The organism is Pseudomonas sp. Marseille-Q8238, assembly GCF_965111915.1.
Window position 1 is genome coordinate 2443989 of the sequence record NZ_CBCOPI010000001.1, and the last position, 26272, is coordinate 2470260.

A 26272-nucleotide genomic window follows, 5' to 3' on the forward strand; every position below is an offset into this window, starting at 1 on the left:
TCAGCGATTGGCGGGACGAATGCTGCGCCAGAGGGTGAACAGGATCAGCAGGAACAGGGCGCTGATGCTCAGCAACGTCCACACGGTGAATGGGATGGCGAAGATCGAGTAGTGGTTCTGCCCACAGATGCCGCCACTCATGAACACGTCCGGCCAGTACTCGTGCAATGGCAGGTAGTCGGAGTAGAAGGGGAAGGGCGAGCAACTGGTGCTTTCCATTACACCGGTCTCGATCAACACCACGTGGGCATTGTCGATCACCGCCATGACGGCCGCCGCCAGCAGTGGCGGCCAGAACAGGAAGGCCAGCCAGTTCTGCTTTACCAAGCCGACGAAGCTGAGCAACAAGGCGCTGAAACCTACTACGCAGAGCCAAAGACGAATCTGCACGCACAGGGTGCAAGGCTCCCACCCCATCCAGAACTGGGTGAGCAGCGCCCCGCCAAGCATCGCCGCGCACAGCAACGCGATGATCAGGGGCAGGGCGATAGGAAGAGGGTGACGGGTCATTGCGATCTCCAGAATGCATGGAAGAAAACTGCTCGCAGCTTGTACCAGTTGCCTTTCACGACGGCAACGAGCAGCGCTATCAACGTGCCTGACGGGGCGGCGAGCGGTAGCGCTGTTGACGTTTCGACATGGGCGGCGGGATCGAGGCACACGCGGATAGCCGACTTTTGCGTTTCATGACGCGCCGATTGGTGGGCTGAAGCCCACCCTACAGAACCTGGCCCCCGCGCAGGGTGAGCCGGCGACGCTCCGCTTCAGCCCACCAACTGCGGTGTCCGCTTGTGCCTCGACACGACCATCCATGCCCAGCCCCCAAGTATCCAGATAAAAAAATCCCCACGGCCGGCAAGCAACCGTGGGGAGAGCAATGGCTGACAAGGAGCAGAGGCGTCAGCCCAGGAGGAACCTATCAGGCCTGTGGCTGCCAGCCACCACCCAGCGCCTTGTAGATGGCAACGATGCCGCGATACAGATCGACTTCAGCCTGTGCCTGGGCGTCTTCGGCTGCCAGGCGTTCGCGCTCGGCATCGAGCAATACGAGAAAGTCCACGGTGCCTTCGCGGTAGCGGAAGCCTGCCTGCTGCGCCGCAGCACGGCTGGCCTCCGATTGGCGTACCAGGGCCAACAGGCGTTGCTGGCGTTTGGCGTAATCGCTGAAGGCGTTTTCCGACTCTTCCAGTGCCAGCAGCACCTGCTGTTCGTAGTTGGCCAGGGCACCATCCGCTTCGGCCTTGGCGCCGCGCAGTCGAGCCCGCACGCTGCCAAGGTCGAACGCCGCCCAGGTAATGCTGGGGGCAACACCCCAGGCGCGCGCATCGGCGGCACCAAGTTGCGAGCCGCGTCCGGCGGTGAAACCGAGAAAACCACTGAGGCTGACCCGAGGGAACAGATCTGCCGTGGCCACGCCGATATTGGCGGTGGAGGCCGCCAGCTCACGCTCAGCCGCGCGGATATCCGGGCGGCGACGCAACAGTTCCGCTGGGTCGCCAATCGGTAGCGCCTTGGCAATGACCGGAAGCGGTTGTGGCGACAGGTCGATGGTGAGCTGTTCCGGGCGCTGGCCCAGCAGGGTGGCGATGCGGTTACGTGCCCGTGCGCCGTCGGCCTGCAATTGCGGCAGGCTGGCTTCAGTGGCAGCCAACCGGGCATCGGAACGCAACACGTCGAGCTCGCTGCCGACACCAGCATCACGCAATTGCTCGGTCAGGCCACGCGACTCCTGCTGGTTCTTCAGGTTTTCCCGGGCGATACGCTCGCGCAACTGGGCACCACGCAGGTCGCCGTAGGCATCCACCAGCTCGGCGATCAGGCTGACCTGCAGTTGGTAGAGCTGCGCCTCAGCTACTTCGATCTGTGCATCACTGGCTTCCAGTTGACGTTGAATGCGGCCGAACAGGTCGAGTTCCCAGGCCATGTCCAGCCCCAGGTCGTAGCGTTCGGCATTGCTGCGTTGGTCGCTGAAACCCGGTTGCTGTGCCTTGCCAACTTCGGCACTGGCGCGGCTTGTAACCGTGGGCAATTGGTCGTTGGCCACGTCATCACGGATGGCCCGTGCAGCACGCAGACGAGCAAAGGACACACGCAGCTCACGGTTTTCCTTGAGCGACTGTTGCACCAACTGGTTCAGAGTTGGGTCATCGAACTGCTGCCACCAGGTGGTTTCGAATCGGCTGCGGTCGTGCTCCATGGCCTCGGCGCTGGCGACCTTGGCCGGCGCCGTTTCCGGCGCCTTGTAGTCGGGGCCCACGGCACATGCGCTCAGGGCTAGAGCCAGCAGGGCAGGGGTGAAAGCCTTGTTGATCATGCATGCAATTCCTTGAGTTGCTGGGCTTTCGCCGCCTTGCGGGCTTCGTTCTTCTCGGTGAAGCCACGGATCAGCACATAGAACACCGGCGTCAGCAGCAGGCCGAAGAAGGTCACGCCGATCATCCCGGAGAACACCGCCACACCCATGGCATGGCGCATTTCCGCACCGGCGCCGGAGGACAGCACCAGGGGCACCACGCCCATGATGAAGGCAATCGAGGTCATCAGGATCGGGCGCAGACGCAGGCGGCAGGCTTCCAGTACTGCGGCAATGCGATCCAGACCTTCTTCCTGCTTCTCCTTGGCGAACTCGACGATGAGGATCGCGTTCTTGCACGCCAGCCCCACCAGTACGATCAGGCCGATCTGGGTGAAGATGTTGTTGTCGCTACCGGCCAGGATCACCCCGACGATGGCCGAGAACAGCACGGTCGGCACGATCAGGATTACCGCCAGTGGCAGACCCCAGCTCTCGTACTGGGCGGCCAACACCAGGAAGGCCAGCAGGACGCAGAGCGGGAAGATGAACACGGCCGTGTTACCCGCGAGGATCTGCTGGTAGGTCAGGTCGGTCCATTCGTAGGTCATGCCGTTGGGCAATTCCTCCTTCAGCAGTTTCTCGATCGCCGCTTCGGCCTGGCCAGAGCTGTAGCCGGGAGCTGCCGCGCCGTTGATTTCGGCGGTGATGAAGCCGTTGTAGTGCATGACCCGATCCGGCCCCGCGCTGTTCTCGACCTTGACGAAGGTGGAGAGCGGAATCATCTCGCCGTGGTTGTTACGCACCTTCAACTGGCCGATCTGCTCGGGCTCGAGGCGGAACGGCTGGTCGGCCTGGACGTTGACCTGATAGGTACGACCGAAGCGGTTGAAGTCGTTCGCATACAACGAGCCCAAGTAGACCTGCATGGTGTCGAAGATGTCGCTGATCGCCACGCCATGGGTCTTGGCTTTATCGCGGTCGATATTGGCTTCCACTTGCGGCACGTTGACCTGATAGCTGGTGAACACCGACATCGGGTTCAGCTCCGGCAACTGGCGCGCCTTGTTGATGATGTTCTGGGTCTGCGTGTACAGCTCCTCGTAACCCAGGCTGCCGCGATCCTCCAGTTGCAGGCGGAAGCCGCCGATGGTGCCAAGGCCTTGGACGGGCGGTGGCGGGAAGATGGCGAGGTACGCTTCCTGAATATCCGCGAATTGACCGTTAAGTTCGGCGGCAATGGCGCCGGCCGACATGTTCTCGCCCTTGCGCTGATTGAAGTCTTTCAGCGCGACGAAAACGATGCCGCTGTTCGGGCTGTTGGTAAAGCCGTTGATCGACAGGCCAGGGAAGGCAATGGTGTTTTCGACACCCGGGTGCTTGCCGGCGATATCCGACATCTTCTTGATCACGGCCTCGGTGCGGTCCAGCGTTGCGGCATCGGGTAGTTGAGCAAAGGCCACCAGGTACTGTTTGTCCTGCGCGGGTACGAAACCGGCTGGGGTGCTGGAGAAACCCGCGTAACCGAGCGCAAGGATGCCGCCATAGACCAGCAGGGCGATCGAGCTGCCACGCAGCACACGTTTGACGGTGCCGACGTAACCATGGCTGGCCCGCGTGAACAGTCGGTTGAAGGGATTGAACAGCCAACTGCCGAACAGCTTGTCGAGGCCCCTGGAGAAACGGTCCTTGGGCGCGTTATGGTCCTTCAGCAGTACGGCGGCGAGCGCCGGCGACAGGGTCAGCGAGTTGAACGCCGAGATCACCGTGGAGATGGCGATGGTCAGCGCGAACTGCTGGTAGAACTGCCCGGTGAGGCCGGAGATGAAGGCGGTCGGCACGAATACGGCGCACAGCACAAGGGCCGTGGCGACGATGGGGCCGGTCACTTCCTTCATGGCCTGGCGGGTCGCATCGATGGGCGACTTACCGAGGCCGATGTTGCGCTCGACGTTTTCCACCACGACGATGGCGTCGTCCACCACGATACCGATGGCCAGCACCAGGCCGAACAGCGACAGCGCGTTGAGCGAGAAGCCGAACAGGTGCATCACCGCGAAGGTGCCGATCAGCGATACCGGTACGGCAGCCAGTGGAATGATCGAGGCGCGCCAGGTCTGCAGGAACAGGATCACCACCAGCACCACCAGCACGATGGCTTCGAGCAGGGTGTGCACCACGGCCTCGATGGAACCGCGCACGAAAATGGTCGGGTCATAGACGATTTCGTAGTCCATGCCCTGAGGGAAGCTCTTCTTCAGCTCGGCCATGCGTCCACGCACCGAATCGGAGATTTCGATGGCATTGGAGCCGGGGCGCTGGAACACCGGAATGGCCACCGCTGGCTGGTTGTTCAGCAACGAGCGCAGGGCGTACTGGCTGGAGCCCAGCTCGATACGGGCAATGTCCTTCAGCCGGGTGATCTCGCCGTCATCGCCGGCACGGATGATGATGTTCTCGAATTCTTCCTCGGTAACCAGGCGGCCCTGCGTGTTGATCGACAGCTGGAAGCTGTTGCCCGCATCCGACGGTGGCGCGCCGAGCGCACCGGCGGCAACCTGGCGGTTCTGCTCGCGAATGGCGTTGACCACATCGGTGGCCGTGAGGTTGCGTGAGGCGACCTTGTTCGGGTCGAGCCAGACACGCAGCGAGTAGTTGCCCATGCCGAACAGCTGTACATCACCCACGCCATCCAGGCGCGCCAGTTCGTCCTTGACGTTGAGCGCGGCGTAGTTGGACAGGTAGAGCATGTCGTAGCGGTTATCCGGCGACGTCAGGTGCACCACCATGGTCAGGTCCGGGGAAGCCTTGTCCACGGTGACGCCCAACCGCTGCACCTCGGTGGGCAGGGTGGGCATAGTCCGCGTGACACGGTTCTGCACCTGCACCTGGGCGTTATCCAACTCGGTGCCCAGGGCGAAGGTGATGGTCAGGGTCAGCTTGCCGTCGTTGGTGGACTGCGAAGACATGTAGAGCATGCCCTCGACACCGACGATGGCCTGCTCCAGCGGTGACGCCACGGTCTCACCGATAACCTTGGGGTTGGCGCCGGGGAAGTTGGCGCGTACCACCACGGTTGGCGGGACGACTTCCGGGTATTCGCTGATTGGCAATTGGAACAGGGAGATAGCGCCGCCGATCAGGATCAGCAGCGACAGCACCGCGGCAAAAATCGGCCGCTGAATGAAGAACTGGGAGAAATTCATGAACCTTTGCCTCAACCGCGCGGGGCGTTGCTGGGTTGTACGGTTTGTTCGGCAACACGCGGCCGTTCGTGGCTATCCACCACGCCGCGCTGCTGGGTAAGGGCGGCCAGTGTTTTCTCGTCTGCCATGGGTACGGATTGCGGGTCTACGGTGGCTCCGGGCATGGCACGTTGCAGGCCGTTGACGACGATCTGCTCACCCTTGGCAAGACCATTGCGCACGATGCGCAGGCCTTCGACTTTCGGGCCGAGCTCGATAGCGCGGTACGCCACGGTGTTGTCCTTGCCCAACACCAGGACGAACTTCTTGCCCAGGTCGGTGCCGACGGCCTCGTCCTTGATCAGCGCAGCGGGGTAGGTGCTGCTACCGACCAGTTTCAGTCGGGCATACAAGCCCGGCGTGAATTGACCGTCCCGGTTGTCGAACACCGCACGACCACGAATGGTGCCGGTCTTCGGGTTGACCTGGTTGTCGAGGAAGTCCAGCTGGCCCAGGTGCGGGTTGCCGTCTTCACTGGACAGGCCGAGATACACCGGGCTTTTCCCACGCGCATCGCCACCGGACTTGCGCGCCAGTTCCACGTACTTGAGGAACACACGCTCATCGGCATCGAAATAGGCATAGACCTTGTCGGTGGACACCAGCGAGGTCAGCAGTGACTGGCCAGCATTGACCAGGTTGCCTTCGGTGATTTCCGCGCGGCTGACCCGGCCATCGATGGGTGAGGTGATACGGGTGAAACTCAGGTTGAGCGTGGCGTTATCCAGTTCCGCCTGGATCGCGGCTACAGCTGCCTGGGCCTCCTGGGCCGCACTGATACGGGCATCTGCCAGTTCCGCGGAAATCGCGTTGCTCTGGCGCAGACGTTCGCCACGGCGCGCCTCATTGCTGGCGCGATTCTGGCTGGCGCGGGCCTGTTGCAACTGCGCCTGCAGGCGTTTGACCTCGGCCTCGAAGGGGCGCGGGTCGATCTGGAACAGCAAATCGCCTTTCTTGACCAGGCTGCCTTCACTGAACGCCACGCGGTCGATATAACCGGATACCCGTGGGCGAACCTCGACCAGTTCCGGCGCCTCGAGACGTCCGGTCAGTTCATCCCATTCGTTGATCGGTTGTTGAATGACTTCAGCCACGCTGACCTTGGCAGCCGGCATGTGCTGGCTGGTTTCCTCGGTCTTGCCGCAGGCGCTGAGCACCAGGATGGCCGCCAGGGCCAGGGGGAAATGCCAGAGTGTAGATTTAGACTGTTCCATGAGGGACTCCGCCAGCCAGGTATTGGAATGGGGCGGAGTTTGCTCGGGGCGCTCACATGCAACGAATCGAATAGTACGAAACTAATTATCAGCGGGAATGATAACGGCGCCTGTTATACCCGAAATAGAGCGGCTTATGACTTATTCCAGGCTGTCCGGATCACCGCAGAACATCTGGATACGCGAGCGCAACCAACGTTCGGCGGGGTCGTTGTCCTGTGCGCCACGCCAGGCCATGTGCAGCTCGAAGGAGCGCAGGGGCAAAGGCAGGTCTTCGGCACGTACACCACCCGCAGCAGTCAATGTGGCCGCTGTGTAATCGGGCACGGTGGCAATGATGTCGGTGCCGGAGAGGAGGGTGCCCAGGCCGTTGAATTGCGGGACAGCCAGGACCACCCGACGTTTGCGCCCGAGCTTTTCCAGGTCCTCATCGATGAACCCACCCAGGTCGCCGGCAAAAGAAACCAGCGCGTGCGGTCGGGCGCAGAAGTCATCGAGGCTCAATGGGCCGGGAATGGTATCGGCACGCAGCAGCTTGGGCTTGCTACGGCGCAGCACCTTGCGCTTGGCATTTGCCGGGAGCTCCTCGGTGTAGCCAACGCCCACCGATATCTCGCCCGAGGCCAACAGGCCGGACATCAACAGGTAGTTGGTGCGACGAATCACCAGAACCACCCCTGGGGCTTCGGCACGCAGGCGCTTGAGCATCGGGGGCAGCAGGCCGAACTCGACATCATCGGACAGGCCGATCCGGAACACGGCCGTGCTGGTCGCCGGATTGAACTCGGCAGCGCGGCTCACCGCGGTGGAAATCGAGTCCAGGGCGGGAGAGAGCAGGGCGAAGATCTCCATCGCCCGGGCAGAAGGTTCCATGCTGCGGCCAGTCCGCACGAATAAAGGATCGTCGAACAGCGTACGTAAACGGGCGAGGGCGGCGCTGATTGCTGGTTGGCCGAGGAAAAGCTTTTCCGCTGCTCGTGTCACGCTGCGCTCGTGCATCAGCGTTTCAAAGACGATCAACAGATTGAGATCGACGCGGCGCAGATCGTTGCGATTCATCCGATGTCCATTATGAAAAGGAGGCGCTTGCGCAGAATGTCGTGCGAATCAGGCTAATGCGGATGTCGGGTTACAGGCAATACACCGGCACATTTAGGTTAAATAAAATCGATCGAATCATCGACAGACATGGTTACTATCAGCGCCGGCTGGTGGTATTGCCAGTAAAGCCCGGATAAAGTCCGTGGCCATAAGCGGTCAACCGACGAGGTTTGCGATGTCCCGCATCATTCGGTTTCATCAGTTTGGCGAGGCGGATGTCCTCAACATTGAACAGCGTACTTGCCCAGAACCTGCTGCAGGTGAAGTACTGGTGCGCGCCGAAGCGATTGGTGTCAGCTGGCACGACGTGCTGTGGCGGCAGAACCTGGCCCATACACCGGCCCAGTTGCCGGCGGGCCTGGGACAGGAGCTGGCCGGTGTCGTGCTTGCCGTGGGCAAAGGCGTCGATGACCTGAAGGTCGGTGACAAGGTCGCCAGTTTCCCTGGGCACAACGTCAATCAATATCCTGCATATGCCGAAGAAGTCCTGATCCCGCGCAGCTCCCTGGTCCGCTATCCAGATGTACTGACGCCTGAACAAGCCAGTGTTCATTACCTGCCATCGCTGATCGGCTGGTTCGGCTTTGTCGAGCTGGCGCGAATGAAAGCCGGCGAAAGCGTGCTGGTGACAGCGGCCAGCCAGTGCTGGGGGCCATACATCGTACAGATGGGCAAAGCGCTGGGCGCGAAAGTCATCGCCGCCACGGCGAATGCCGATGATCATGACTACCTGCGTGAGCTGGGCGCTGATCAGGTGATCATCACCGAAGAGCAGGATCTGGTGACTCGCGTGAACAAGCTCACCGACGGCCGTGGCGTGGACATCGTCATGGATGCTCTCGGTGGTCCACAAATGTGCCTGCTTGGCGATGTCCTGGCACCGCGCGGGCGATTGTTGCTGTTCGGTTTGCAAGGCGGTAACGAAACACCATTCCCGGCCTGTGCAGCGTTCCAGAAGAACATCCAGTTCTTCGTGCACTGCATCGGCAACTTCGTCGGCAAGGATGAGCTGGGTATTCCACAAGACAAAGAAGCAGTCGCGCGGGCGTTGCTGGGTGTAAACCAACTGACGGCTGATGGCTTGTTGCGCACGCAGATCGATAGGACATTCACCTTTAGTAACGTGGTCGAAGCGCATCGCTACATGGAAACCTGTCCGAGCCGTGGGCGTGTGGTAATCACCGTTTAACGTAAGTCGTTATCAGCGAAGTACTGGTGGGGCCTGAATACACAGGTTCTACCAGCAAAATGTGGCCAAGCTGGGTCCTGAGCTTAAGTCATACAGGTTCGCATAATGTATATTATGTTAAATTAAATATGGCGTGGGTTATGTTCATGAGCGCATCCACCCAGTATCCGGATGAGCCCCCTGCAGTTAAGCAAGCACGAAAAGCGTCGCCCCGTCCTTGGGGATCTTCGCGCTAAAGGTGCAATTACAGGTGAAAATCGCCCGCGGCCTCTGGCTGGTAAAGCACTTTTCTGATCTCAATCCGGCGGGTCCGATCAGAAATTCGCCAGTCGATGGCGTCCCCCTCCTGATAGCCCAGGATGGCGGCGCCGATATCGGAACACACGGAGTGCTTCCCGGCGCTACTGTCCGCGTCCTCAGGGTAAACCAAGGCCACTTCAAACTCTTCGTCATCTAGCTGCAGCAAGGCCCTGGAGTTCATCGTGACGACATTGCTCGCCACCTGCTGCGGCTTGACGACAATCGCTCGCTCAAGCTCATGTTCGAGCTCAACAACGACCGGGCCTTGTTCAAGTGCGATCAGGCTTTCGAGCCTGGCCTTGTCGATTTCAGTGATGTATATCCCAGTGGAGTCGCCGATGGCACCTTCGCGCAAGAACTGGAGATAGCGCCCAGCCGTCATGGAAAATGACTTCAATGCCGGCGTTTCTTTCTCAAGCAGGAAACCGCTGCGCAGAAAGGCTTTCAGCGAACGCGTGTTGTCCGGGTGGATCTTGGCGATGAGTTTCTCGGCCCGCATGTCGAGGAAAGCCAGCTTCATCCCTTCGCGGATCGTGCGAGAGCCAAGGTTTCGGCCCCATTTGTCGCTGTCTCCGATGACCAGGACTATCTCGCAATTCGAGCCGGTCTTGATGAGCCGGACAAAGCCCACAGGAGCGTCATGCCGGTCATAGGCCATGAAGAATCGGCCGCCCTGGTTGAATAGATGGGTCAGGATCGGCAATTGAGTCCGATCGATCACTTGCTCGATGGAGCGGGAGACATGACGCGAATCGCTCAGATAGCAGGTGACGCGCTCGTCTTCCAACCACTCCATCAGCGTCAGCGCGTGTGCCCGAGTAATTTCAGGGCACAGCGAAATGAAAGGCTTGTTCATCTTCACCACACTTATTTGGAAAGGATGAAAGCCCTTCATGGCTATGGCCATGACGGTTCTTTCGGCAACCGACTATTTTAAAGCATAAAGAACCTGAGTAACTAGAGAGCGCTGTTACCCCTCCTCTTCGCTCTGTGTCGCGAGGTCGTCCCAGATCAGGCGCGGATCGAAAGTCACTGCGGCAAGCATGGTCAGGATCACCACACTGGAAAATGCTGCAGCGCCCAGGTTGGCCTGAATGCTCGCCAGGTTTCCGAAGTTGACCAGCGCCACCAGTATCGCAATGACGAAGATATCCAGCATCGACCAGCGCCCGATCCATTCGATGAACCGGTACATCAGGATGCGCTGTCGAGCTGACATTGGCTGATGCCGCTGCACCGAATACAGCAACGTCGCGATCCCAACCAACTTGAACGTGGGCACCAGGATACTGGCGACGAAAACCACCAATGCGATTGGCAGCATGCCGGCATGTATCAGTTCAAGCACGCCTCCCATGATGGTTGACGGTGATCCACTGCCCAGGAAATTGACCGTCATGATCGGCAGCAGATTGGCAGGTACGTAGAGAATTGCCGCAGTAATCAGCAAGGCCCAGGTGCGGATAATGCTGTTGGGCCTGCGTTTATGCAGCCGAGCACCACACCGTGCACAATGCTGGACCTCGCCTTCGTGCAGGTATTCGAGCTGGTGGCATTCGATGCAAAGCAGAATCCCGGCATCAAGTGCGCGCATGGCCATCTTCCTGTTCACTCAATGCATCCCAAACCTGGTGCGCAGACATCGTCAGTTCCAGCCAGACTTGCGTCATCATCAAGGCAATGAAGCAGACAATACCGATACCTAGGTGAACTTCCGCCATGTCGGCCAGCTTGACCATAGAGACCAGGATGCCGAACAGATAGACCTCAAGCATGCCCCACTCACGTAGGTGGTGATAGATGCGATAGAGCCTTACGCCCAGCGGTCGCCACATCGGGAATGGCAGGCACAGCAGGACGAACAACTGACACAGCAGCTTGAGCAACGGGATCAGCATGCTGCACAAAAATACGACGACCGCGACGCCCTGCATGTCGGAATGGTACAGCCCAACTACCCCGCTCCACACCGTATCCACGGCGTTCTGGCCCAGCAGGTTGAGGCTCATGATGGGCAGGAAATTGGCAGGGATGAACAACAACAGCGCCGTCAAAACCAGCGCCAGAGAACGCCTGCGCATTTGCGCCCGGTGCACAATCATCTCGTAGCCACAACGTGGGCAACAGGCTTTTTGTTCCTCGCCGGGATGCGGGTGATGCATGAGCAGATCGCACTCATGGCAGGCAATCAGGTCTGCGAGCGGCGGCAATGTTTCTTGCTGGGCGACCTGCTGTCCTGATGTGCTTTCCAGGGTCATGCGCCACGCTCCGTGGCTGATAAATGAGTACGCAAGCTGGGCATGTATGCGTTAGTGACTGGTTGGGGTCCGCATGGTAACAAACTCCTCTGCAGCCGTCGGGTGGATACCTATGGTCTCATCAAAGGTCTGCTTGGTTGCGCCTGCCTTGATGGCGATGGCGATGCCCTGAATGATCTCCCCGGCATCGGGCCCAACCATATGGCAACCCAGCACATGATCCGTCTTGGCATCGACCACCAGCTTCATCAGGGTACGTTCCTGGCTTTGCGTCAGGGTCAATTTCAGTGGGCGAAAACGGCTCTCGTAGGTAGTCACCGAGTAGCCTTTCTCCCGAGCCTGCTCTTCACTCAGGCCCACGGTAGCGATGTTGGGCAAGCTGAATACCGCAGTAGGGATCATCTGGTAGTCGACTTTGCGATACTCCTCCGGACGGAACAGTCGGCGCGCAACCGCCATGCCTTCTGCCAGGGCAACGGGCGTGAGCTGTACGCGGCCAATGACATCGCCGATGGCCAGAATCGACGGTTCAGTGGAGACATAATTCTCGTCGACCTTGATGAAGCCCCGCTCGTCCAGTTCGACGCCGGTATTTTCCAGCCCCAGGTTGTCGAGCATCGGTCGGCGTCCCGTTGCATAGAAAACACAATCGGCAGGCAGCTTGCGACCGTCCTTGAGGGTGGCTAGCAGGCTCCCATCTGTCTGCTTGTCGATCCGGGCAATATCACTCTGGAATTGTAGAGACATGCCTTTCTTCGTCAGCTCTTCCTTCAAATGCTGGCGTACAGCGCCATCGAATCCGCGCAGGAACAGCTCTTTGCGATAAAGCAGCGATGTCTCGGCACCCAGACCATGAAAGATCGAGGCAAATTCGACAGCGATGTACCCTCCCCCAACAACCAGCACCCGTTTGGGTAACTGCTTCAGGAAAAAGGCTTCATTCGAAGTGATGGCCAACTCTTTGCCAGGAATATCAGGGACTTCCGGCCAGCCGCCTGTGGCAATGAGGACATGTGCGGCACTGTAGCGCTTACCTGCAACGTCTACGGTGTGCTTATCCACCAAACGCGCATGATCCTCCAGTAGCGTTACCCCACTGTTGAGCAGCAGATTGCGGTAAATACCATTGAGACGGGTAATTTCTCGGTCTTTATTGTCTATCAGGGTACGCCAATCGAATTGGGGGTGATCCATGCGCCACCCGAACCCCTGTGCTTGTTCGAAGTCTTCGGCGTAATGCGCTCCGTGCACCAGAAGTTTTTTAGGCACACAGCCGACGTTGACACAGGTGCCACCCAGGTAGCGGCTTTCTGCTACGCCAACACGTGCGCCAAAGCCTGCAGCAAAGCGAGCCGCGCGTACGCCGCCGGAACCGGCACCGATGACAAAAAGGTCAAAGTCATAAGGCATGGATAATGATCTCCTGAATAGGCCATCAGCATACCTTGTGCCTCATTCGAAAAGCAGCGTGAGGAGTAACGCCATGCATCCTTCCCTGACTCATATCGCCCTGCACGTGCCAGACCTGGATGCATGTGTGCATTTTTATGAACATTTCTGTGGCATGCACATCGTCCATGAACGCTCAGGTAAGGGTTCTCGCATTGTCTGGCTTGCTGAGACGGGCAATGAGCATCGATTGATCTTTGTGCTCATGCCGGGTGGGACTGTCCGTAACTTGGCAAGTGATGATTACAGCCATTTCGGATTTGCCTTGGCCAGCCGAGAGCAAGTTGATGAAATCGCTATCAAGGCTCAACAAGCAGGCTGCCTAGTCTGGGCTCCCCGCGATGAACCCTACCCCGTTGGCTATTACTGTGGTGTGCGAGACCCAGCAGGTAATAACGTCGAGTTCAGTTATGGCCAGCCGCTGGGGCCGGGCTCTGATGCATTCACGAGTGCCTGAAATACAAAAGCCACCCGAAGGTGGCTTTTAGCGAGCGGCGACGAAGGTTTAGTATGCCTTGCCCGTTTTGTAGAAGTGCTCGAAGCAGAAATTGGTCGCGTCGATATAACCCTCGGCACCACCACAATCGAAGCGCTTGCCTTTGAATTTGTAGGCAATCACACAACCGTCTTTGGCCTGCTTCATCAGCGCATCGGTGATCTGAATTTCACCGCCCTTGCCAGGCTCGGTTTGCTCGATCAGATTGAAGATATCCGGGGTTAGGATATAGCGACCGATGATCGCCAGATTGGACGGCGCATCTTCCGGCTTGGGTTTTTCAACCATATGGTTCACCCGGTAGATATCATCGCGAATCATCTCGCCTGCGATGACACCATATTTGGAGGTTTCTTCTGGCGGAACCTCCTGGATGGCCACGATAGAGCAACGGAACTGGTTGTAGAGCTTGACCATCTGTTGCAGTACGCCATCCCCTTCGATGTTGAAGCACAGGTCGTCAGCCAGAACCACGGCAAAAGGCTCGTCACCGATCAAGGGACGACCACTGAGAATCGCGTGACCCAAGCCCTTCATGGCAATTTGTCGGGTATAGGAAAAGCTGCAGCTTTCGATCAGTCGACGGATACCGACCAGGTATTTCTCTTTATCGGTGCCCTGGATCTGATGTTCGAGCTCATAGCTGACATCGAAGTGGTCTTCCAGAGCCCGCTTGCCCCGCCCAGTTACCACCGCAATCTCGTTGAGTCCTGCCTCAAGTGCCTCTTCAACGCCGTATTGGATCAACGGCTTGTTCACTACGGGCAACATTTCCTTGGGCATAGCCTTGGTCGCGGGCAGAAAACGGGTGCCGTAACCCGCGGCCGGAAACAGACATTTCTTGATCATGGGATTCCTAGGGCTGTAGCGGAGTAGATTTCTGCGCAGTCTAATTAGGCGGCGCTAGCCTTACAATGACCTGCAACAGGTCTTCCAACCCCATGATAGATGAAGCCCAGCGCAGCAAGTTCCGAAGGCTCGTAGATATTCCTTCCATCGAAGATGACAGGCATGCGCATGCTACTGCGGATACGCAGAAAATCCGGTTGCCGGAACTGCTTCCACTCCGTCACCAACATCACCGCATCGGCTCCTTTAGCCGCGATATAGGGGGATTCAGTGAGTTGTAATTGCCCGCTTTCCAAGGCCTCGGTGTAGCGACTAGCGACATCGGTACAGGCCACAGGATCGCAGGCATGCACTTTTACTCCTGCGTTCAACAGTGCCTCGAGCAACACCAAGCTGGGAGCTTCTCGCAGGTCATCGGTACCTGGTTTGAATGCGAGCCCCCAGAGGGCAATCACCCTACCCTGCAGTTGTCCGCCGAAATGATCACGGACAGCCTGGAATAGCAGGGTTTTCTGCAAGGCGTTGCGTGCCTCGACGGCGCGCAGGATCCCAGGCTCGAATCCTTCCAACTCCGCAGTGCGGATCAGCGCACGCACGTCCTTGGGAAAACAGGAGCCGCCATAACCGCATCCAGCATAAATGAAATGAGTTCCGATGCGGCGATCACTGCCGATGCCACGGCGTACATGTTCGATATCGACGCCAAGGCGAGAGCAAAGCCCTGCCATCTCGTTCATGAAGGAGATTTTCGTTGCTAGAAAGGCATTGGCCGCATATTTACTGAACTCTGCCGAGCATACGTCCATGCTCAGAATACGCTCATGATTCCGCACGAATGGCGCATAGAGGCGGCGCAGAAGAACATCCGCATCGGCGTTATCACAACCAAGAATTACTCGATCAGGCCGCATGAAATCGTCAATGGCAGCACCTTCCTTGAGGAACTCGGGATTGCTTGCGACGTGGACGGGAAATGTAACGTTGCGCAAAGCCAAGCCTTTCTGGATGCGCTGCTTGACCCGAGCAGCTGTTCCGACAGGTACTGTGGACTTGTTTACGACAAGACATGTCTGATGCAGGGTCCTTCCAAGTTCGTCGGCGACGCTCAGAACATGAGAAATATCCGCAGCGCCCTCTTCCCCAGTCGGTGTACCCACCGCAATGAATATGACCTGTGCCTGGTGAGTCCCGTTAGACAACTGGCTTGTGAAGCGGAGTTGTCCGCTAGCAAGGTGGGTTTGAAGCATGCTTGCAAGACCAGGCTCATAAATGGGACTGACGCCCTTGGATAACTGGTCGAGACGATGTGGGTTGCGCTCCACGCATACGACATGATTGCCCATTTCGGCAAAACAACTCGCCGTTACCAGGCCGACATATCCGCCACCAATCACACAAAGTCGCATCTCGTACCCCCTGCCCCGTTTTCAGCGAATCTAACGTCAGGTGGTGGCAGCGCTATGACAGATGCGAGTCCATACGATGACCAAGGTAAGAATTACAGACAACAAAAAGCCCGGCTAGGCCGGGCTTTTTGTAGAGCAGCAAACCAATTACTTGGCTTGTGCTTCCACTTCAGCTTCTACGCGGCGGTTAACAGCGCGGCCAGCTTCGGTCGCGTTGTCAGCTACCGGGCGGGACTCGCCGTAACCAACCGAGTTAACACGATCACCACCTACGCCGTACTGATTAACCAGTACTTCGCGAACGGCGTTGGCACGGCGCTCGGACAGCTTCTGGTTGTAGGCATCAGTACCGACGGAGTCAGTGTGACCTTCAACAGTGGTAGTGGTCTGTGGGTACTGGTTCATGAAGTCAGCCAGGTTTTTGATATCACCATAGCTGTCTTGCTTGACCACGGACTTGTCGAAGTCGAACTTGACGTCCAACTCAACACGAACGGTTTCCAGGGCTGGCTCGGTGACCGGCTCAGGAATCGGCTCAGGAGCAGGTTCGGCTGCTACGACAGGAGCAGGCTTGCTGCCGCCACCGAAGTTCAGACCGATACCGACGCTTGGAGCCCATTCGGTGTCGCCTTGGTCGATGTTGTACTGCGCTTCAACGCCAGCACGGGCGTAGAATACGTCAGTGATGTACCACTTGGCACCGGCGCCCAGGTTGGCGAAGGTGGAGCCGTTACGGCCGCCGCGACCAGTCTGGCCGATGCTCTGGTCAGAGAAACCAGCGGAAACGTAAGGACGCAGGGCGTCGCCCGGGTTGTTGAAGTGGTACAGAGCGTCGAGGGCGGTGTTGGAGCCCTTGATGTTCTTGCCATCTTTGCCACGAGCGTTGTGAACTTCGTCGTAGCCCAGACGCAGTTCTACGTCGTCAGTGAGGAAGTAACCGATCGAGCCACCGAACAGGTTGCCGTCGTTTTTGAAGTCACGCTGGCTGTCGAAGTATTCTTTTTTGTAGAAGCCTTCCAGTTCAACGGCGCCTTGGCCTTGGGCCAGAGCGTTCAGAGAGGTAGCAGCGACCAGAGAGCCGATAACTACGCCCAAGGTGTTTTTCAGTTTCATCCGTAAAATCCCCATCATGTGATGACTGTGAGTTGCCCCAACGGTCATGCGGAACAACTTACCAGCGAGTATATCAGAAATGCATGCCGTCCTGCTTCTGATTATTCAGAGTAGATTAAGTTTCGCCAATTCCTGCAAATTTTTCTCGCAGGCGATCCAGGGCCCTTTTGTATCGCATCTTCGTGGCACTCAGGCCCATGTGCATAATGTCGGCAATCTCCTGGAATTCCAGTTCTGCGACAAATCGTAGCACCAGTATTTCCCGATCAATGGGATTGACATGCACGAGCCAACGGTCCAGGCCTCCCGGCTCCTCTGCCTTTGGAGCCTTCTCGTCGGATGCTTCTTCCAACGGATCAAGACTCAATGCATCCAATAAGCGTCTTTTGCGACGCTCTTTACGGTATTGGGTAATGCATTCGTTGTAAGTGATGCTATAGAGCCATGTCTTGAACTTCGATTTACCCTCAAAGTTCTTAAGGCCATATAAAACCTTGAGCATGACTTCCTGACAAACATCATCGGCGTCACGGTCATTGCCCAGATAGCGTGCACACACATTGAACAACGTACGCTGATAGCGGCGCATCAGCTCTTCGTATGCACGAGTAACGTGAAAAAGCTCTACGTGGGCACGCTGAACCAGCTCCTCATCCGAGAGCTCGCGCGGGTCGTAACGCGTAGGAAGGGGTTGGCCTTTGTTCAAAACAGGGGTTGCCGGCAGTCAGGTCAGGTGGCAGCCAACGCCCGGTTCCCGGGCGAGGCAGCATACATTAGCAGGGAATGGTGACTCAGCGGCTGCTGACACGCTGCTCGAGCAAGGTCTTATTGGCGATCGAGACCAGATCACCCTCCTCTGTCAGCAACGTTGTCTTCACTGTACCAATCTCTTCGATCTGCCCTTCGACATCGCCGACTTGCACTTGTTGCCCGACGTCATACAGCTCTCTGACATAAATGCCGGCGAGGATTTGCCCGGCGATATCACGGCTACCCAGCCCCAGTGCAAGGGCCACAGCCAAACCAACGGAAATCAGCACGATGGCGATTACGTTGTTGAGCAGGTCGGTTTTCACCTCGAGCTGGCCGATTGCTACCGAAATGCTGATGATGATGACCAAGCCCTGGGCTACGCGACCCAGGCCATTGGCATAATCTAGACCCACTCCTTCCGCCGCTCCACGCACCAGTCCACTGACAAGCTGGGCCAGCAACACGCCGGCCAGCAGAACCAGCGCGGCACCGAATACCTTGGGCAGGTACAAGGCGAGTACGTCCAGCGTGGCGGAAACCCGCTCCAAACCGAGGGATTCGGCCGCAGACACCAGGAAAATCAGCAAGACGAACCAGTAGACGATCTTGCCGATCAAGGTCGATACCGAGGCTTGAATGCCGGCTCGGCTGAGCAGCTTGGTCAGGCCGGTTCCAGTCATCAGGCGGTCCAGCCCGATCTTGGCGAGCAGCTTCGACAACAGGGTGTCCAGCAGCTTGGCCACGACAAAGCCCAGCAGTACCAGAATCAGGGCAACAAACAGGTTGGGGATGAAGCCGGCAACCTTGGTCCATAGTGCGGTCATTGCCGTAACCAGGCTATGAGTCCAGGGATCGAGTTCCATATCAGTCAGCCTTATCTGTTGCGCGAGAGGAAGAAGTTCGAGAGACGGGAGCGATGTGCGATGAACCATTGTTCAGGGCAATCATCAGGGCGCTGAAACAGTTGCCGGCCAGGCTGAACAGATCGCCCACGCCCACTTGCCTGTTAGCAGTTTTCAGTACGCGACCGAGGATGGCGCTGTCATCGTGGGCAGTCGCTTGTGACTTCAGCAGGTCGCGCAGGGAATCTTCAAACGGATCGTGCATACGAACCTCGCAAGATATGTTGCCTAGACGTGCTCGCTCTGTTCAGGGTCACAATCTAGATCCAGCGAAGCCGGCGGAACATCCACCACTGCAATGTGGCGACGCCGCCCATCAGGACGCAGGCAATGAGGAACCCGTAACCACTGTCCGACAAGGGGATGCCACCGACATTGATACCCAACAAGCCAGTAAGAAAGCTCATTGGCAAGAAGAACCCGGTGATAATGCTGAACCGGTACATGGTGCGGTTCATTTTTTCGCTCATCCGACGGTTTTCCGATTCCAGCACCAGGCCTACCCGCTCTCGAATCAGCTCGAGGTCTTCGAGGTAGCGCGTCAGGCTGTTATTCAACTCGTTCCAGTTGGCCGTGTCGTTTTCGACAAACCAGGAAAAACCGTTGCGTGCGAGCTGCGCATAAATATCGCGCTGCGGCGCCAGAAATCGGCGCAAGCTGGCCGCGCGCCGGCGGGCCTGGAGCATCAGATCGTGGTTGGGCATGTAGCGCTCATCCACATCCAGTTGCTCTTCTTGCTCATCGACTTGCTCGGACAGATTGCCGATAAGCGCATCAACCCGGTCAGTGAGGTAGTCGGCGAGATGCAGAATCAATTCGGACGATGTCTTGGGCCCCGTACCGTTTCGCAGCCTTGCGATCAGTTCCTCGGTCGCTCGCAGTGGCCGCAAACGCAGCGAAATGGTTCGCCGGGCCTGGGCGAATATGCGCACCGAGACCATGTCTTCAGGCTCGGCGTCCGGGTTGAGATTGATGCCGCGCAGGAACAGGAGAAGCTGGTCATCCGGCAGAGGCAGCAAGCGCGGACGCGTATTTTCCTCCAGCAGCAGATCGCAACTGAAGACACTCAGCCCACTTTGCTGGCGTAACCAGCGCTGCGACAGGGGGTGGCTACGATCCCAATGCAGCCAAAGGCTTTCCTGCTCTTCGAGCTGCAGGTCATCCAGCTGTTCGCGACTGATTGCACGTGCCCCGCCCAGCCCATCAAGGACAAAGGCATGCAAAAGCCCGCTGCGGGCGCTTTCCTGTTCCTGCATCGATAGAACCTTACGGCGACATGAACAGAGCCTGGATGTTGCCAGGCTCTAAGGCCCTTACTCAGGCATTTCCAGTGGTTCAGGAGAAATGATGATGCCGTTGTTATCGGCATACACATAATCGCCGGGACGGAACGTGACGCCGCCAAAGGTCACGGCCACATTAAGATCGCCGATGCCGCGCTTGTCGGTTTTCATCGGGTGGCTGGCCAGCGCCTGGATGCCCAGTTCGGTTTGTGCAAGGACATCCACGTCACGCACGCAACCGTAGACCACGATGCCTTCCCAGCCATTGCGTGCCGCCTTCTCAGCCAGCATGTCGCCCAGCAATGCCCGGCGCATGGAGGCACCGCCGTCGACCACCAGGACCTTGCCCTTACCAGGTTGGTCGACCTGATCCTTGACCAGCGAGTTGTCCTCGAAGCACTTCACCGTAACGATCTCGCCGCCGAAGGAGTCGCGGCCCCCGAAATTGCTGAACATGGGCTCGACTACCTGCACCAGTTCCGGGTAGGCATCGCACAGGTCGGGCGTGATGTAGTGCATGGGAAACTCCTTTAGTTGAGAACATTCAGGCATTGAGGATGCCGTGCTGGCCAGAGATCAGAGGCTACGTTCAAAAACGCTCAAGCGCTGCAATGTGACCATCAAACAAGAATGGGTCACATCTTAGCCATAAGTAGGCTCGTTTGTAATTGCATCATCGACGAGACCTTCAGGTAAACGCTGCTCGCGTAGCCAATGCTCAGTAATTGGCCAGACCTCGCGTTGCGCCTCTTTGCTGACCAGCATTTCGATGTGTCCGAAATCCGTGGTGAAACCCTGGCTCTTGCCCAGGCAGAGAAACGCTTTCTGCGAGGAAGCGAACTGTTCAAACAATTTGCGGCACGACCAAGCTGGATCTTGAGAATCCCCATCTGCCGTGACGGCCAGGATCGGGACTTTGACCTCTGCCAGCCCAGCCCACCAGTCCCGCTCAGCATCACCGAAGCGACCGAACAGGCGATGCCAGCGCAGGCTTTCAAGGGCGATGCCAATAGGCTCATCTTCCGGCCCGCGTTTGAAGCGTGAGCCGGACACGTGCGCGAAGCGCTTGAGCAGTAGGCGACTGCCCCACTCCACTGGCGGCACTTTTAGCGGCCAGTAGATGCGGCTGATCTGACTGCCGAACAGTGCCACTGAGGCGGCACTGCGCTCATCCAGGTAATGCCCGCCTAGCGCCGCAGCCAGTGTGATGCCACCCAGGGAATGCCCAATCCAGTGAGGAGCCTGTCCTGTTTGTTCACACACGAATGCAGCAATTGCAGGCAGGTCATCACGCGCATAGTCGGCGACGGTGTTGCGCGAATAGTGCTGGTTACGCGGCGACAAGCCATGTCCCCGCATTTCCGCGATCCACACGTCAAAACCGGCGCGCGCCAGGAATGGGCCCAGGCCAAGGTTCTTCGGTGAATACCAGAAGCGCCGGTTGGAGAAGCTGCCGTGCAGCAGGATCACGGGCGTACCACGGTTCTCCTGCGTGGCCAGACCCAGTCGGGTCAGGGCCAATTCGACAGTCGGGTCTGCACTGTTACCTGGTTTCAGGCGATACACATCTTCGCTCAGGTCGCCACGAAGCTCGGCGCTGAGCAAGGCGACGGGAAACAACTCACTGCTGCTTTGCATAGTGGTTCTTGCACAAAAAAGGGTGAGATTACTCCCACCCTTTATTGGAGATGACGGTTAACTCAGGCTTGCTGACCTTCGGCGAGGAAGAACCAGGTGTCGAGTACCGAGTCCGGATTGAGCGAGACGCTTTCGATGCCCTGCTCCATCAACCACTTGGCCAGGTCCGGATGATCCGATGGGCCCTGGCCGCAAATGCCGATGTACTTGCCCGCTTTGTTGCAGGCCGCAATGGCATTGGACAGTAGCTTCTTCACCGCCGGGTTACGCTCATCAAACAGGTGAGCAATGATCCCGGAGTCACGGTCCAGGCCCAGTGTCAGCTGGGTCAGGTCGTTGGAGCCGATGGAGAAGCCATCGAAGAACTCTAGGAATTCGTCCGCCAGCAGTGCGTTGGACGGCAACTCGCACATCATGATGACCTTGAGGCCATTCTCGCCGCGCTTCAGGCCATTGTTGGCAAGCAGCTCAACGACCTGGCTGGCCTCGCCCAGGGTGCGTACGAACGGCACCATGATCTCGACGTTGCTCAGACCCATCTCGTTGCGGACCTTTTTCAGGGCACGGCATTCGAGCTCGAAGCAGTCACGGAAGGATTCGCTGATGTAGCGCGAGGCGCCACGGAAGCCCAGCATCGGATTTTCTTCTTCCGGCTCGTAGAGCTTGCCGCCGATCAGGTTGGCGTATTCATTGGACTTGAAGTCCGACAGGCGCACGATGACCTTTTTCGGCCAGAAGGCAGCAGCCAGGGTGCTGATACCCTCGACCAGCTTCTCGACATAAAAGCCGACTGGATCATCGTAGCCGGAAATACGCTTCTCTACGCTTTCCTTGATCTCTGGCGGCAGGCTGGAGAAGTTCAACAGCGCTTTCGGGTGCACACCGATCATGCGGTTGATGATGAATTCCAGACGGGCCAGGCCAACACCTTCGTTAGGCAGTTGAGCGAAGTCGAAGGCGCGATCCGGGTTGCCGACGTTCATCATGATCTTGAACGGCAGCTCGGGCATGGCGTCGACGGAGTTCTTGCGTACATCGAAGCCCAGCTCACCCTCGAAGATGAAGCCAGTGTCGCCTTCGGCGCAGGACACGGTAACGCCCATGCCATCTTTCAGTACGTGAGTGGCGTTGCCGCAGCCGACAACAGCCGGAATACCCAGCTCGCGAGCGATGATCGCCGCGTGGCAGGTACGGCCGCCGCGGTTGGTGACGATGGCACTGGCGCGTTTCATGACCGGCTCCCAGTCCGGGTCGGTCATGTCGGAAACCAGGACGTCACCCGGCTGTACCTTGTCCATTTCGGACACGTCGTGAATGACCTTGACCTTGCCCGCGCCAATGCGCTGGCCAATGGCACGGCCTTCAACCAGAACGGTGCCCTTCTCTTTCAGCAGGTAGCGTTCCATGACGTTGGCACTGGTGCGGCTTTTCACCGTTTCCGGGCGTGCCTGGACGATATACAGCTGATTGTCGTCACCATCTTTGGCCCACTCGATATCCATCGGGCGACCGTAGTGCTTCTCGATGATCAGAGCCTGCTTGGCCAGTTCGGTAACTTCGGCGTCGCTCAGGCAGAAACGGGCACGCTCGGCACGGTCGACCTCGACAGTCTTGACCGATTTGCCGGCCTTGGCTTCGTCGCCGTAGACCATCTTGATCGCCTTGCTGCCGAGGTTGCGGCGCAGGATCGCCGGGCGACCGGCTTCGAGAGTGTGCTTGTGCACATAGAACTCATCGGGGTTCACCGCTCCTTGCACCACGGTTTCACCCAGGCCGTAAGCGCCAGTGATGAACACCACGTCACGGAATCCAGACTCGGTATCGAGGGTGAACATCACACCGGCGGTGCCGGTTTCCGAGCGGACCATGCGCTGAACACCAGCAGACAGGGCGACCAGTTTATGGTCGAAGCCCTGGTGTACGCGGTAGGCGATGGCGCGGTCGTTGAACAGGGAGGCGAAAACTTCCTTGGCTGCGCGGATCACATTGTCCACGCCGCGAATGTTGAGGAAGGTTTCCTGCTGGCCAGCGAAGGAGGCATCCGGCAAATCTTCAGCCGTAGCGGAAGAGCGAACGGCTACGGCCATGTTCTCGTTGCCGCCAGCCATGGCGGCGAATGCCGTGCGAATTTCACTGTTGAGGCGCTCGGGGAACTCAGCTTCCATGACCCATTGACGGATCTGGGCGCCGGTTTTGGCCAGGGCGTTTACGTCGTCGACATCCAGTGCGTCGAGAGCAGCATGGATGCGGTCGTTCAGGCCGCTCTGCTCGAGGAAGTCACGGTAGGCCTGTGCCGTAGTGGCAAAGCCGCCTGGAACGGATACGCCAGCACCCGCCAGGTTGCTGATCATTTCGCCCAGGGATGCGTTTTTGCCCCCTACATGCTCCACATCGTGGACGCCGAGCTTATCGAGGGAAACTACGTACTCTACCAAGGTGAACTCTCCAGTTTACTGGGCCAAACCTGTGCAGCACTGCTGCATTCTGGCTTTGCCGCAAGGAAATAAGTCACAATGCCGACCGGTGTGGGCCCGACAGAGGTGCCCAATGATAGCCAAGAATCGTTCCTGACTTAAGGCCTTTGGCGCAAATGAAACGAACCGCTTTCTTTATCTCCGACGGCACGGGTATCACCGCCGAAACCCTTGGGCAAAGCCTGCTGGCGCAATTCGAAACCATCAGCTTCACCAAGCTCACGCGTCCTTATATAGACAGCGTGGATAAAGCGCGCGCCATGGTACAGCAAATCAATACGGCTGCCGAGAAAGACGGCGCCCGGCCGATCATTTTCGACACGCTGGTCAACCAGGATATTCGCGACATCCTGGCCGAGTCGGAAGGTTTCATGATCGACATTTTTTCGACCTTCCTGGCGCCCCTGGAACAGGAGCTGACCTCCCACTCCTCGTACACCGTCGGCAAATCCCACTCCATCTCGCACAACTCCAATTACATGGAGCGCATCGATGCGGTCAACTTCGCATTGGACAACGACGATGGGGCCCGGACTCATTATTATGACAAGGCCGACCTGATTCTGGTGGGCGTATCGCGCTGTGGCAAAACCCCAACCTGCCTGTATATGGCCATGCAATTCGGCATTCGTGCGGCCAACTACCCCTTGACCGAAGAAGACATGGAGCGCCTGCAGTTGCCGGCCGCCCTCAAACCGCACAAGAACAAGCTGTTCGGCCTGACCATCGACCCCGACCGGCTCACGGCCATTCGCAATGAACGCAAGCCCAACAGCCGTTATGCCAGCTTCGCCCAGTGCGAGTTCGAAGTGCGCGAGGTCGAAAACCTGTTCCGTCGGGAAAATATCGCCTTCATCAACTCCACGCATTTCTCCGTGGAAGAGATCTCGGCGAAGATCCTGGTGGAAAAAGGCGTTGAACGACGCCTTAAGTAATCCACGCAGTTCATTGATATAAAAAGAAAAGGCTCGATAACTTCGAGCCTTTTCTCATTATGGCGAACTAAAACGCGTCACCCGGCACACGCACCCAGCCCTCCATCAGGATGCGAGCGCTGCGGCTCATGATGGCTTTCTTCACCACCCACTCGCCGTCGATCTGGGTCGCCTCAGCACCCACGCGCAACGTGCCGGATGGGTGACCAAAGCGCACGGCGCTGCGCGCCCCACCGCCTGCGGCTAGATTGACCAGCGTACCGGGGATCGCTGCCGCTGTGCCGATGGCCACGGCCGCGGTGCCCATCATGGCGTGGTGCAGCTTGCCCATGGACAGCGCGCGCACCAGTAGATCGATATCCCCTGCTTGCACCTGCTTGCCGCTGGACGTGAGGTAGTCCTTGGCTGGCGCGACGAAGGCGATCTTCGGCGTGTGCTGGCGGGTTGCGGCCTCTTCCGGCGTCTTGATCAGGCCCATGCGCAGGGCACCGGCGATGCGGAATTTCTCGAAGCGCGCCAGTTGCTGCGGATCGCCATTGATGGCTTCGCGCAGCTCGGTGCCGGTATAACCAATATCCTCGGCGTTGACGAAGACGGTAGGAATGCCAGCGCTGATCATGGTCGCCTTGACGGTACCGATGCCAGGCACCTCCAGGTCGTCGACCAGGTTGCCGGTGGGGAACATCGAGCCACCCTCCTCGCCATCGTCGGACGGATCGAGGAACTCCAGCACGATTTCTGCCGCTGGGAACGTCACGCCGTCCAGCTCGAAGTCGCCTGTTTCCTGGACCTCACCGCTGGTTACCGGCACGTGGGCGATGATGGTCTTCTGGATATTGGCCTGCCAGATGCGTACCACACAGGTGCCGTTCTGCGGAATACGTGCCGGATCGACCAACCCTGCCTGCAAGGCGAAGGCGCCCGCGGCGGTCGACAGGTTGCCGCAGTTGCCGCTCCAGTCGACGAAGGCCTTGTCGATGGAGACCTGGCCATACAGGTAGTCGATATCATGATCGGGCTGGCTGCTCTTCGACAGGATCACGCACTTGCTGGTACTGGACGTCGCGCCCCCCATGCCATCAATGTGCGCGCTGTACGGATCGGGACTGCCAATGACGCGCATGAACAGCCTGTCACGGGCCTCGCCTGGCACCTGGCAGCGCTCGGGCAGGTCCTGCAAGCGGAAGAACACGCCTTTACTGGTGCCGCCACGGATGTAGGTGGCGGGAATTTTGATCTGGGGCTGATAAGCCATGATTTCGTCCTGGCGGAACAGAGGGACCCCATTGGGTGGATCACACGTTATCGGTCTACCCAAGAGGCACGAACGGTGAACGGAAGAAAGCGCCATTCACCCTACGGGTCATGCGCGAG

The 26272-nt window shown here is 58.4% G+C and carries 23 protein-coding genes; 3 read left to right on the forward strand and 20 right to left on the reverse strand.

All coding sequences use genetic code 11. The features are described 5' to 3' along the window. From ACWPW0_RS11320 to ACWPW0_RS11340, 5 genes are all read right to left on the reverse strand, one after another. A complete protein-coding gene (locus ACWPW0_RS11320; RefSeq protein WP_454255372.1) occupies nucleotides 1-510 on the reverse strand; it encodes a disulfide bond formation protein B in 510 nt (169 codons plus the stop codon). A 409-nt stretch (nucleotides 511-919) separates the two neighbouring features. Then, the gene (locus ACWPW0_RS11325; RefSeq protein WP_454255373.1) at nucleotides 920-2314 is read right to left on the reverse strand and encodes an efflux transporter outer membrane subunit; all 1395 of its coding nucleotides are present in this window, start codon (nucleotides 2312-2314) and stop codon (nucleotides 920-922) included. Next, nucleotides 2311-5499 (reverse strand): efflux RND transporter permease subunit, encoded by a 3189-nt coding sequence (locus ACWPW0_RS11330; protein WP_447591724.1) that lies wholly within the window; start codon nucleotides 5497-5499, stop codon nucleotides 2311-2313. Before ACWPW0_RS11330 ends, ACWPW0_RS11325 begins: the two co-directional genes overlap by 4 nt. An 11-nt stretch (nucleotides 5500-5510) precedes the next feature. After that, nucleotides 5511-6752: a multidrug efflux RND transporter periplasmic adaptor subunit MexE gene (mexE, locus tag ACWPW0_RS11335; RefSeq protein ID WP_454255374.1), complete on the reverse strand. Its 1242-nt coding sequence runs from the start codon at nucleotides 6750-6752 to the stop codon at nucleotides 5511-5513. 141 nt (nucleotides 6753-6893) lie between these two features. Beyond that, a complete protein-coding gene (locus tag ACWPW0_RS11340) occupies nucleotides 6894-7811 on the reverse strand; it encodes a LysR family transcriptional regulator (RefSeq protein ID WP_447591721.1) in 918 nt (305 codons plus the stop codon). Nucleotides 7812-8028: 217 nt separating this feature from the next. Between ACWPW0_RS11340 and ACWPW0_RS11345 the strand changes: the two genes are divergently transcribed. Further along, nucleotides 8029-9042 carry a zinc-dependent alcohol dehydrogenase family protein gene (locus ACWPW0_RS11345; RefSeq protein WP_447591719.1) on the forward strand — a complete coding sequence of 338 codons (1014 nt, stop codon included), beginning with the start codon at nucleotides 8029-8031 and terminating at the stop codon, nucleotides 9040-9042. Nucleotides 9043-9286: 244 nt separating this feature from the next. Here the strand turns inward: ACWPW0_RS11345 and ACWPW0_RS11350 are convergent, their stop codons facing one another. The 4 genes from ACWPW0_RS11350 to gorA all read right to left on the reverse strand — a co-directional run bounded on the left by ACWPW0_RS11350 (nucleotide 9287) and on the right by gorA (nucleotide 13010). Beyond that, nucleotides 9287-10249, reverse strand: coding sequence for a GNAT family N-acetyltransferase (locus ACWPW0_RS11350; RefSeq protein ID WP_454255375.1), 963 nt, complete (start codon nucleotides 10247-10249; stop codon nucleotides 9287-9289). A 63-nt stretch (nucleotides 10250-10312) separates the two neighbouring features. Further along, nucleotides 10313-10936 (reverse strand): paraquat-inducible protein A, encoded by a 624-nt coding sequence (locus tag ACWPW0_RS11355; RefSeq protein ID WP_454255376.1) that lies wholly within the window; start codon nucleotides 10934-10936, stop codon nucleotides 10313-10315. Then, a complete protein-coding gene (locus ACWPW0_RS11360; protein WP_447591713.1) occupies nucleotides 10923-11600 on the reverse strand; it encodes a paraquat-inducible protein A in 678 nt (225 codons plus the stop codon). The genes ACWPW0_RS11355 and ACWPW0_RS11360 overlap by 14 nt, the downstream gene beginning before the upstream one ends. Nucleotides 11601-11651: 51 nt before the next feature. Beyond that, the gene (gene gorA / locus ACWPW0_RS11365; protein WP_454255377.1) at nucleotides 11652-13010 is read right to left on the reverse strand and encodes a glutathione-disulfide reductase; all 1359 of its coding nucleotides are present in this window, start codon (nucleotides 13008-13010) and stop codon (nucleotides 11652-11654) included. Between the two features lie 73 nt (nucleotides 13011-13083). Here gorA and ACWPW0_RS11370 point away from each other — a divergent pair, with 73 nt between their 5' ends. Beyond that, nucleotides 13084-13506, forward strand: coding sequence for a VOC family protein (locus ACWPW0_RS11370; RefSeq protein WP_454255378.1), 423 nt, complete (start codon nucleotides 13084-13086; stop codon nucleotides 13504-13506). A 48-nt stretch (nucleotides 13507-13554) separates the two neighbouring features. Here the strand turns inward: ACWPW0_RS11370 and galU are convergent, their stop codons facing one another. From galU to ppsA, 10 genes are all read right to left on the reverse strand, one after another. After that, nucleotides 13555-14394, reverse strand: a complete 840-nt coding sequence (galU, locus tag ACWPW0_RS11375) for a UTP--glucose-1-phosphate uridylyltransferase GalU (protein ID WP_447591709.1) — start codon at nucleotides 14392-14394, stop codon at nucleotides 13555-13557. Nucleotides 14395-14438: 44 nt separating this feature from the next. Beyond that, a complete protein-coding gene (locus ACWPW0_RS11380) occupies nucleotides 14439-15800 on the reverse strand; it encodes a UDP-glucose dehydrogenase family protein (RefSeq protein WP_454255379.1) in 1362 nt (453 codons plus the stop codon). A 147-nt stretch (nucleotides 15801-15947) separates the two neighbouring features. Then, nucleotides 15948-16913 (reverse strand): OmpA family protein, encoded by a 966-nt coding sequence (locus ACWPW0_RS11385; protein ID WP_447591705.1) that lies wholly within the window; start codon nucleotides 16911-16913, stop codon nucleotides 15948-15950. 115 nt (nucleotides 16914-17028) lie between these two features. Continuing rightward, the gene (gene sigX / locus ACWPW0_RS11390) at nucleotides 17029-17619 is read right to left on the reverse strand and encodes an RNA polymerase sigma factor SigX (RefSeq protein WP_447591703.1); all 591 of its coding nucleotides are present in this window, start codon (nucleotides 17617-17619) and stop codon (nucleotides 17029-17031) included. Nucleotides 17620-17704: 85 nt separating this feature from the next. Continuing rightward, nucleotides 17705-18529, reverse strand: coding sequence for a mechanosensitive ion channel family protein (locus ACWPW0_RS11395; protein WP_447591701.1), 825 nt, complete (start codon nucleotides 18527-18529; stop codon nucleotides 17705-17707). Between the two features lies 1 nt (nucleotide 18530). Continuing rightward, entirely contained in the window at nucleotides 18531-18773 is a 243-nt protein-coding gene (locus tag ACWPW0_RS11400; protein WP_454255380.1) for a CrfX protein, read from the reverse strand. Nucleotides 18774-18828: 55 nt separating this feature from the next. Further along, the gene (locus tag ACWPW0_RS11405) at nucleotides 18829-19824 is read right to left on the reverse strand and encodes a CorA family divalent cation transporter (RefSeq protein ID WP_454255381.1); all 996 of its coding nucleotides are present in this window, start codon (nucleotides 19822-19824) and stop codon (nucleotides 18829-18831) included. 57 nt (nucleotides 19825-19881) lie between these two features. Further along, entirely contained in the window at nucleotides 19882-20370 is a 489-nt protein-coding gene (gene rraA / locus ACWPW0_RS11410) for a ribonuclease E activity regulator RraA (protein ID WP_454255382.1), read from the reverse strand. Nucleotides 20371-20493: 123 nt separating this feature from the next. Continuing rightward, nucleotides 20494-21489 carry an alpha/beta fold hydrolase gene (locus ACWPW0_RS11415; protein ID WP_454255383.1) on the reverse strand — a complete coding sequence of 332 codons (996 nt, stop codon included), beginning with the start codon at nucleotides 21487-21489 and terminating at the stop codon, nucleotides 20494-20496. 62 nt (nucleotides 21490-21551) lie between these two features. Beyond that, nucleotides 21552-23924, reverse strand: a complete 2373-nt coding sequence (gene ppsA / locus ACWPW0_RS11420) for a phosphoenolpyruvate synthase (protein ID WP_447591693.1) — start codon at nucleotides 23922-23924, stop codon at nucleotides 21552-21554. A 155-nt stretch (nucleotides 23925-24079) separates the two neighbouring features. Here ppsA and ppsR point away from each other — a divergent pair, with 155 nt between their 5' ends. Then, nucleotides 24080-24898 (forward strand): posphoenolpyruvate synthetase regulatory kinase/phosphorylase PpsR, encoded by an 819-nt coding sequence (gene ppsR, locus ACWPW0_RS11425; RefSeq protein ID WP_447591691.1) that lies wholly within the window; start codon nucleotides 24080-24082, stop codon nucleotides 24896-24898. 67 nt (nucleotides 24899-24965) lie between these two features. Here the strand turns inward: ppsR and prpF are convergent, their stop codons facing one another. After that, nucleotides 24966-26153 carry a 2-methylaconitate cis-trans isomerase PrpF gene (gene prpF, locus ACWPW0_RS11430; RefSeq protein ID WP_454255384.1) on the reverse strand — a complete coding sequence of 396 codons (1188 nt, stop codon included), beginning with the start codon at nucleotides 26151-26153 and terminating at the stop codon, nucleotides 24966-24968. Nucleotides 26154-26272: the final 119 nt, after the last annotated feature.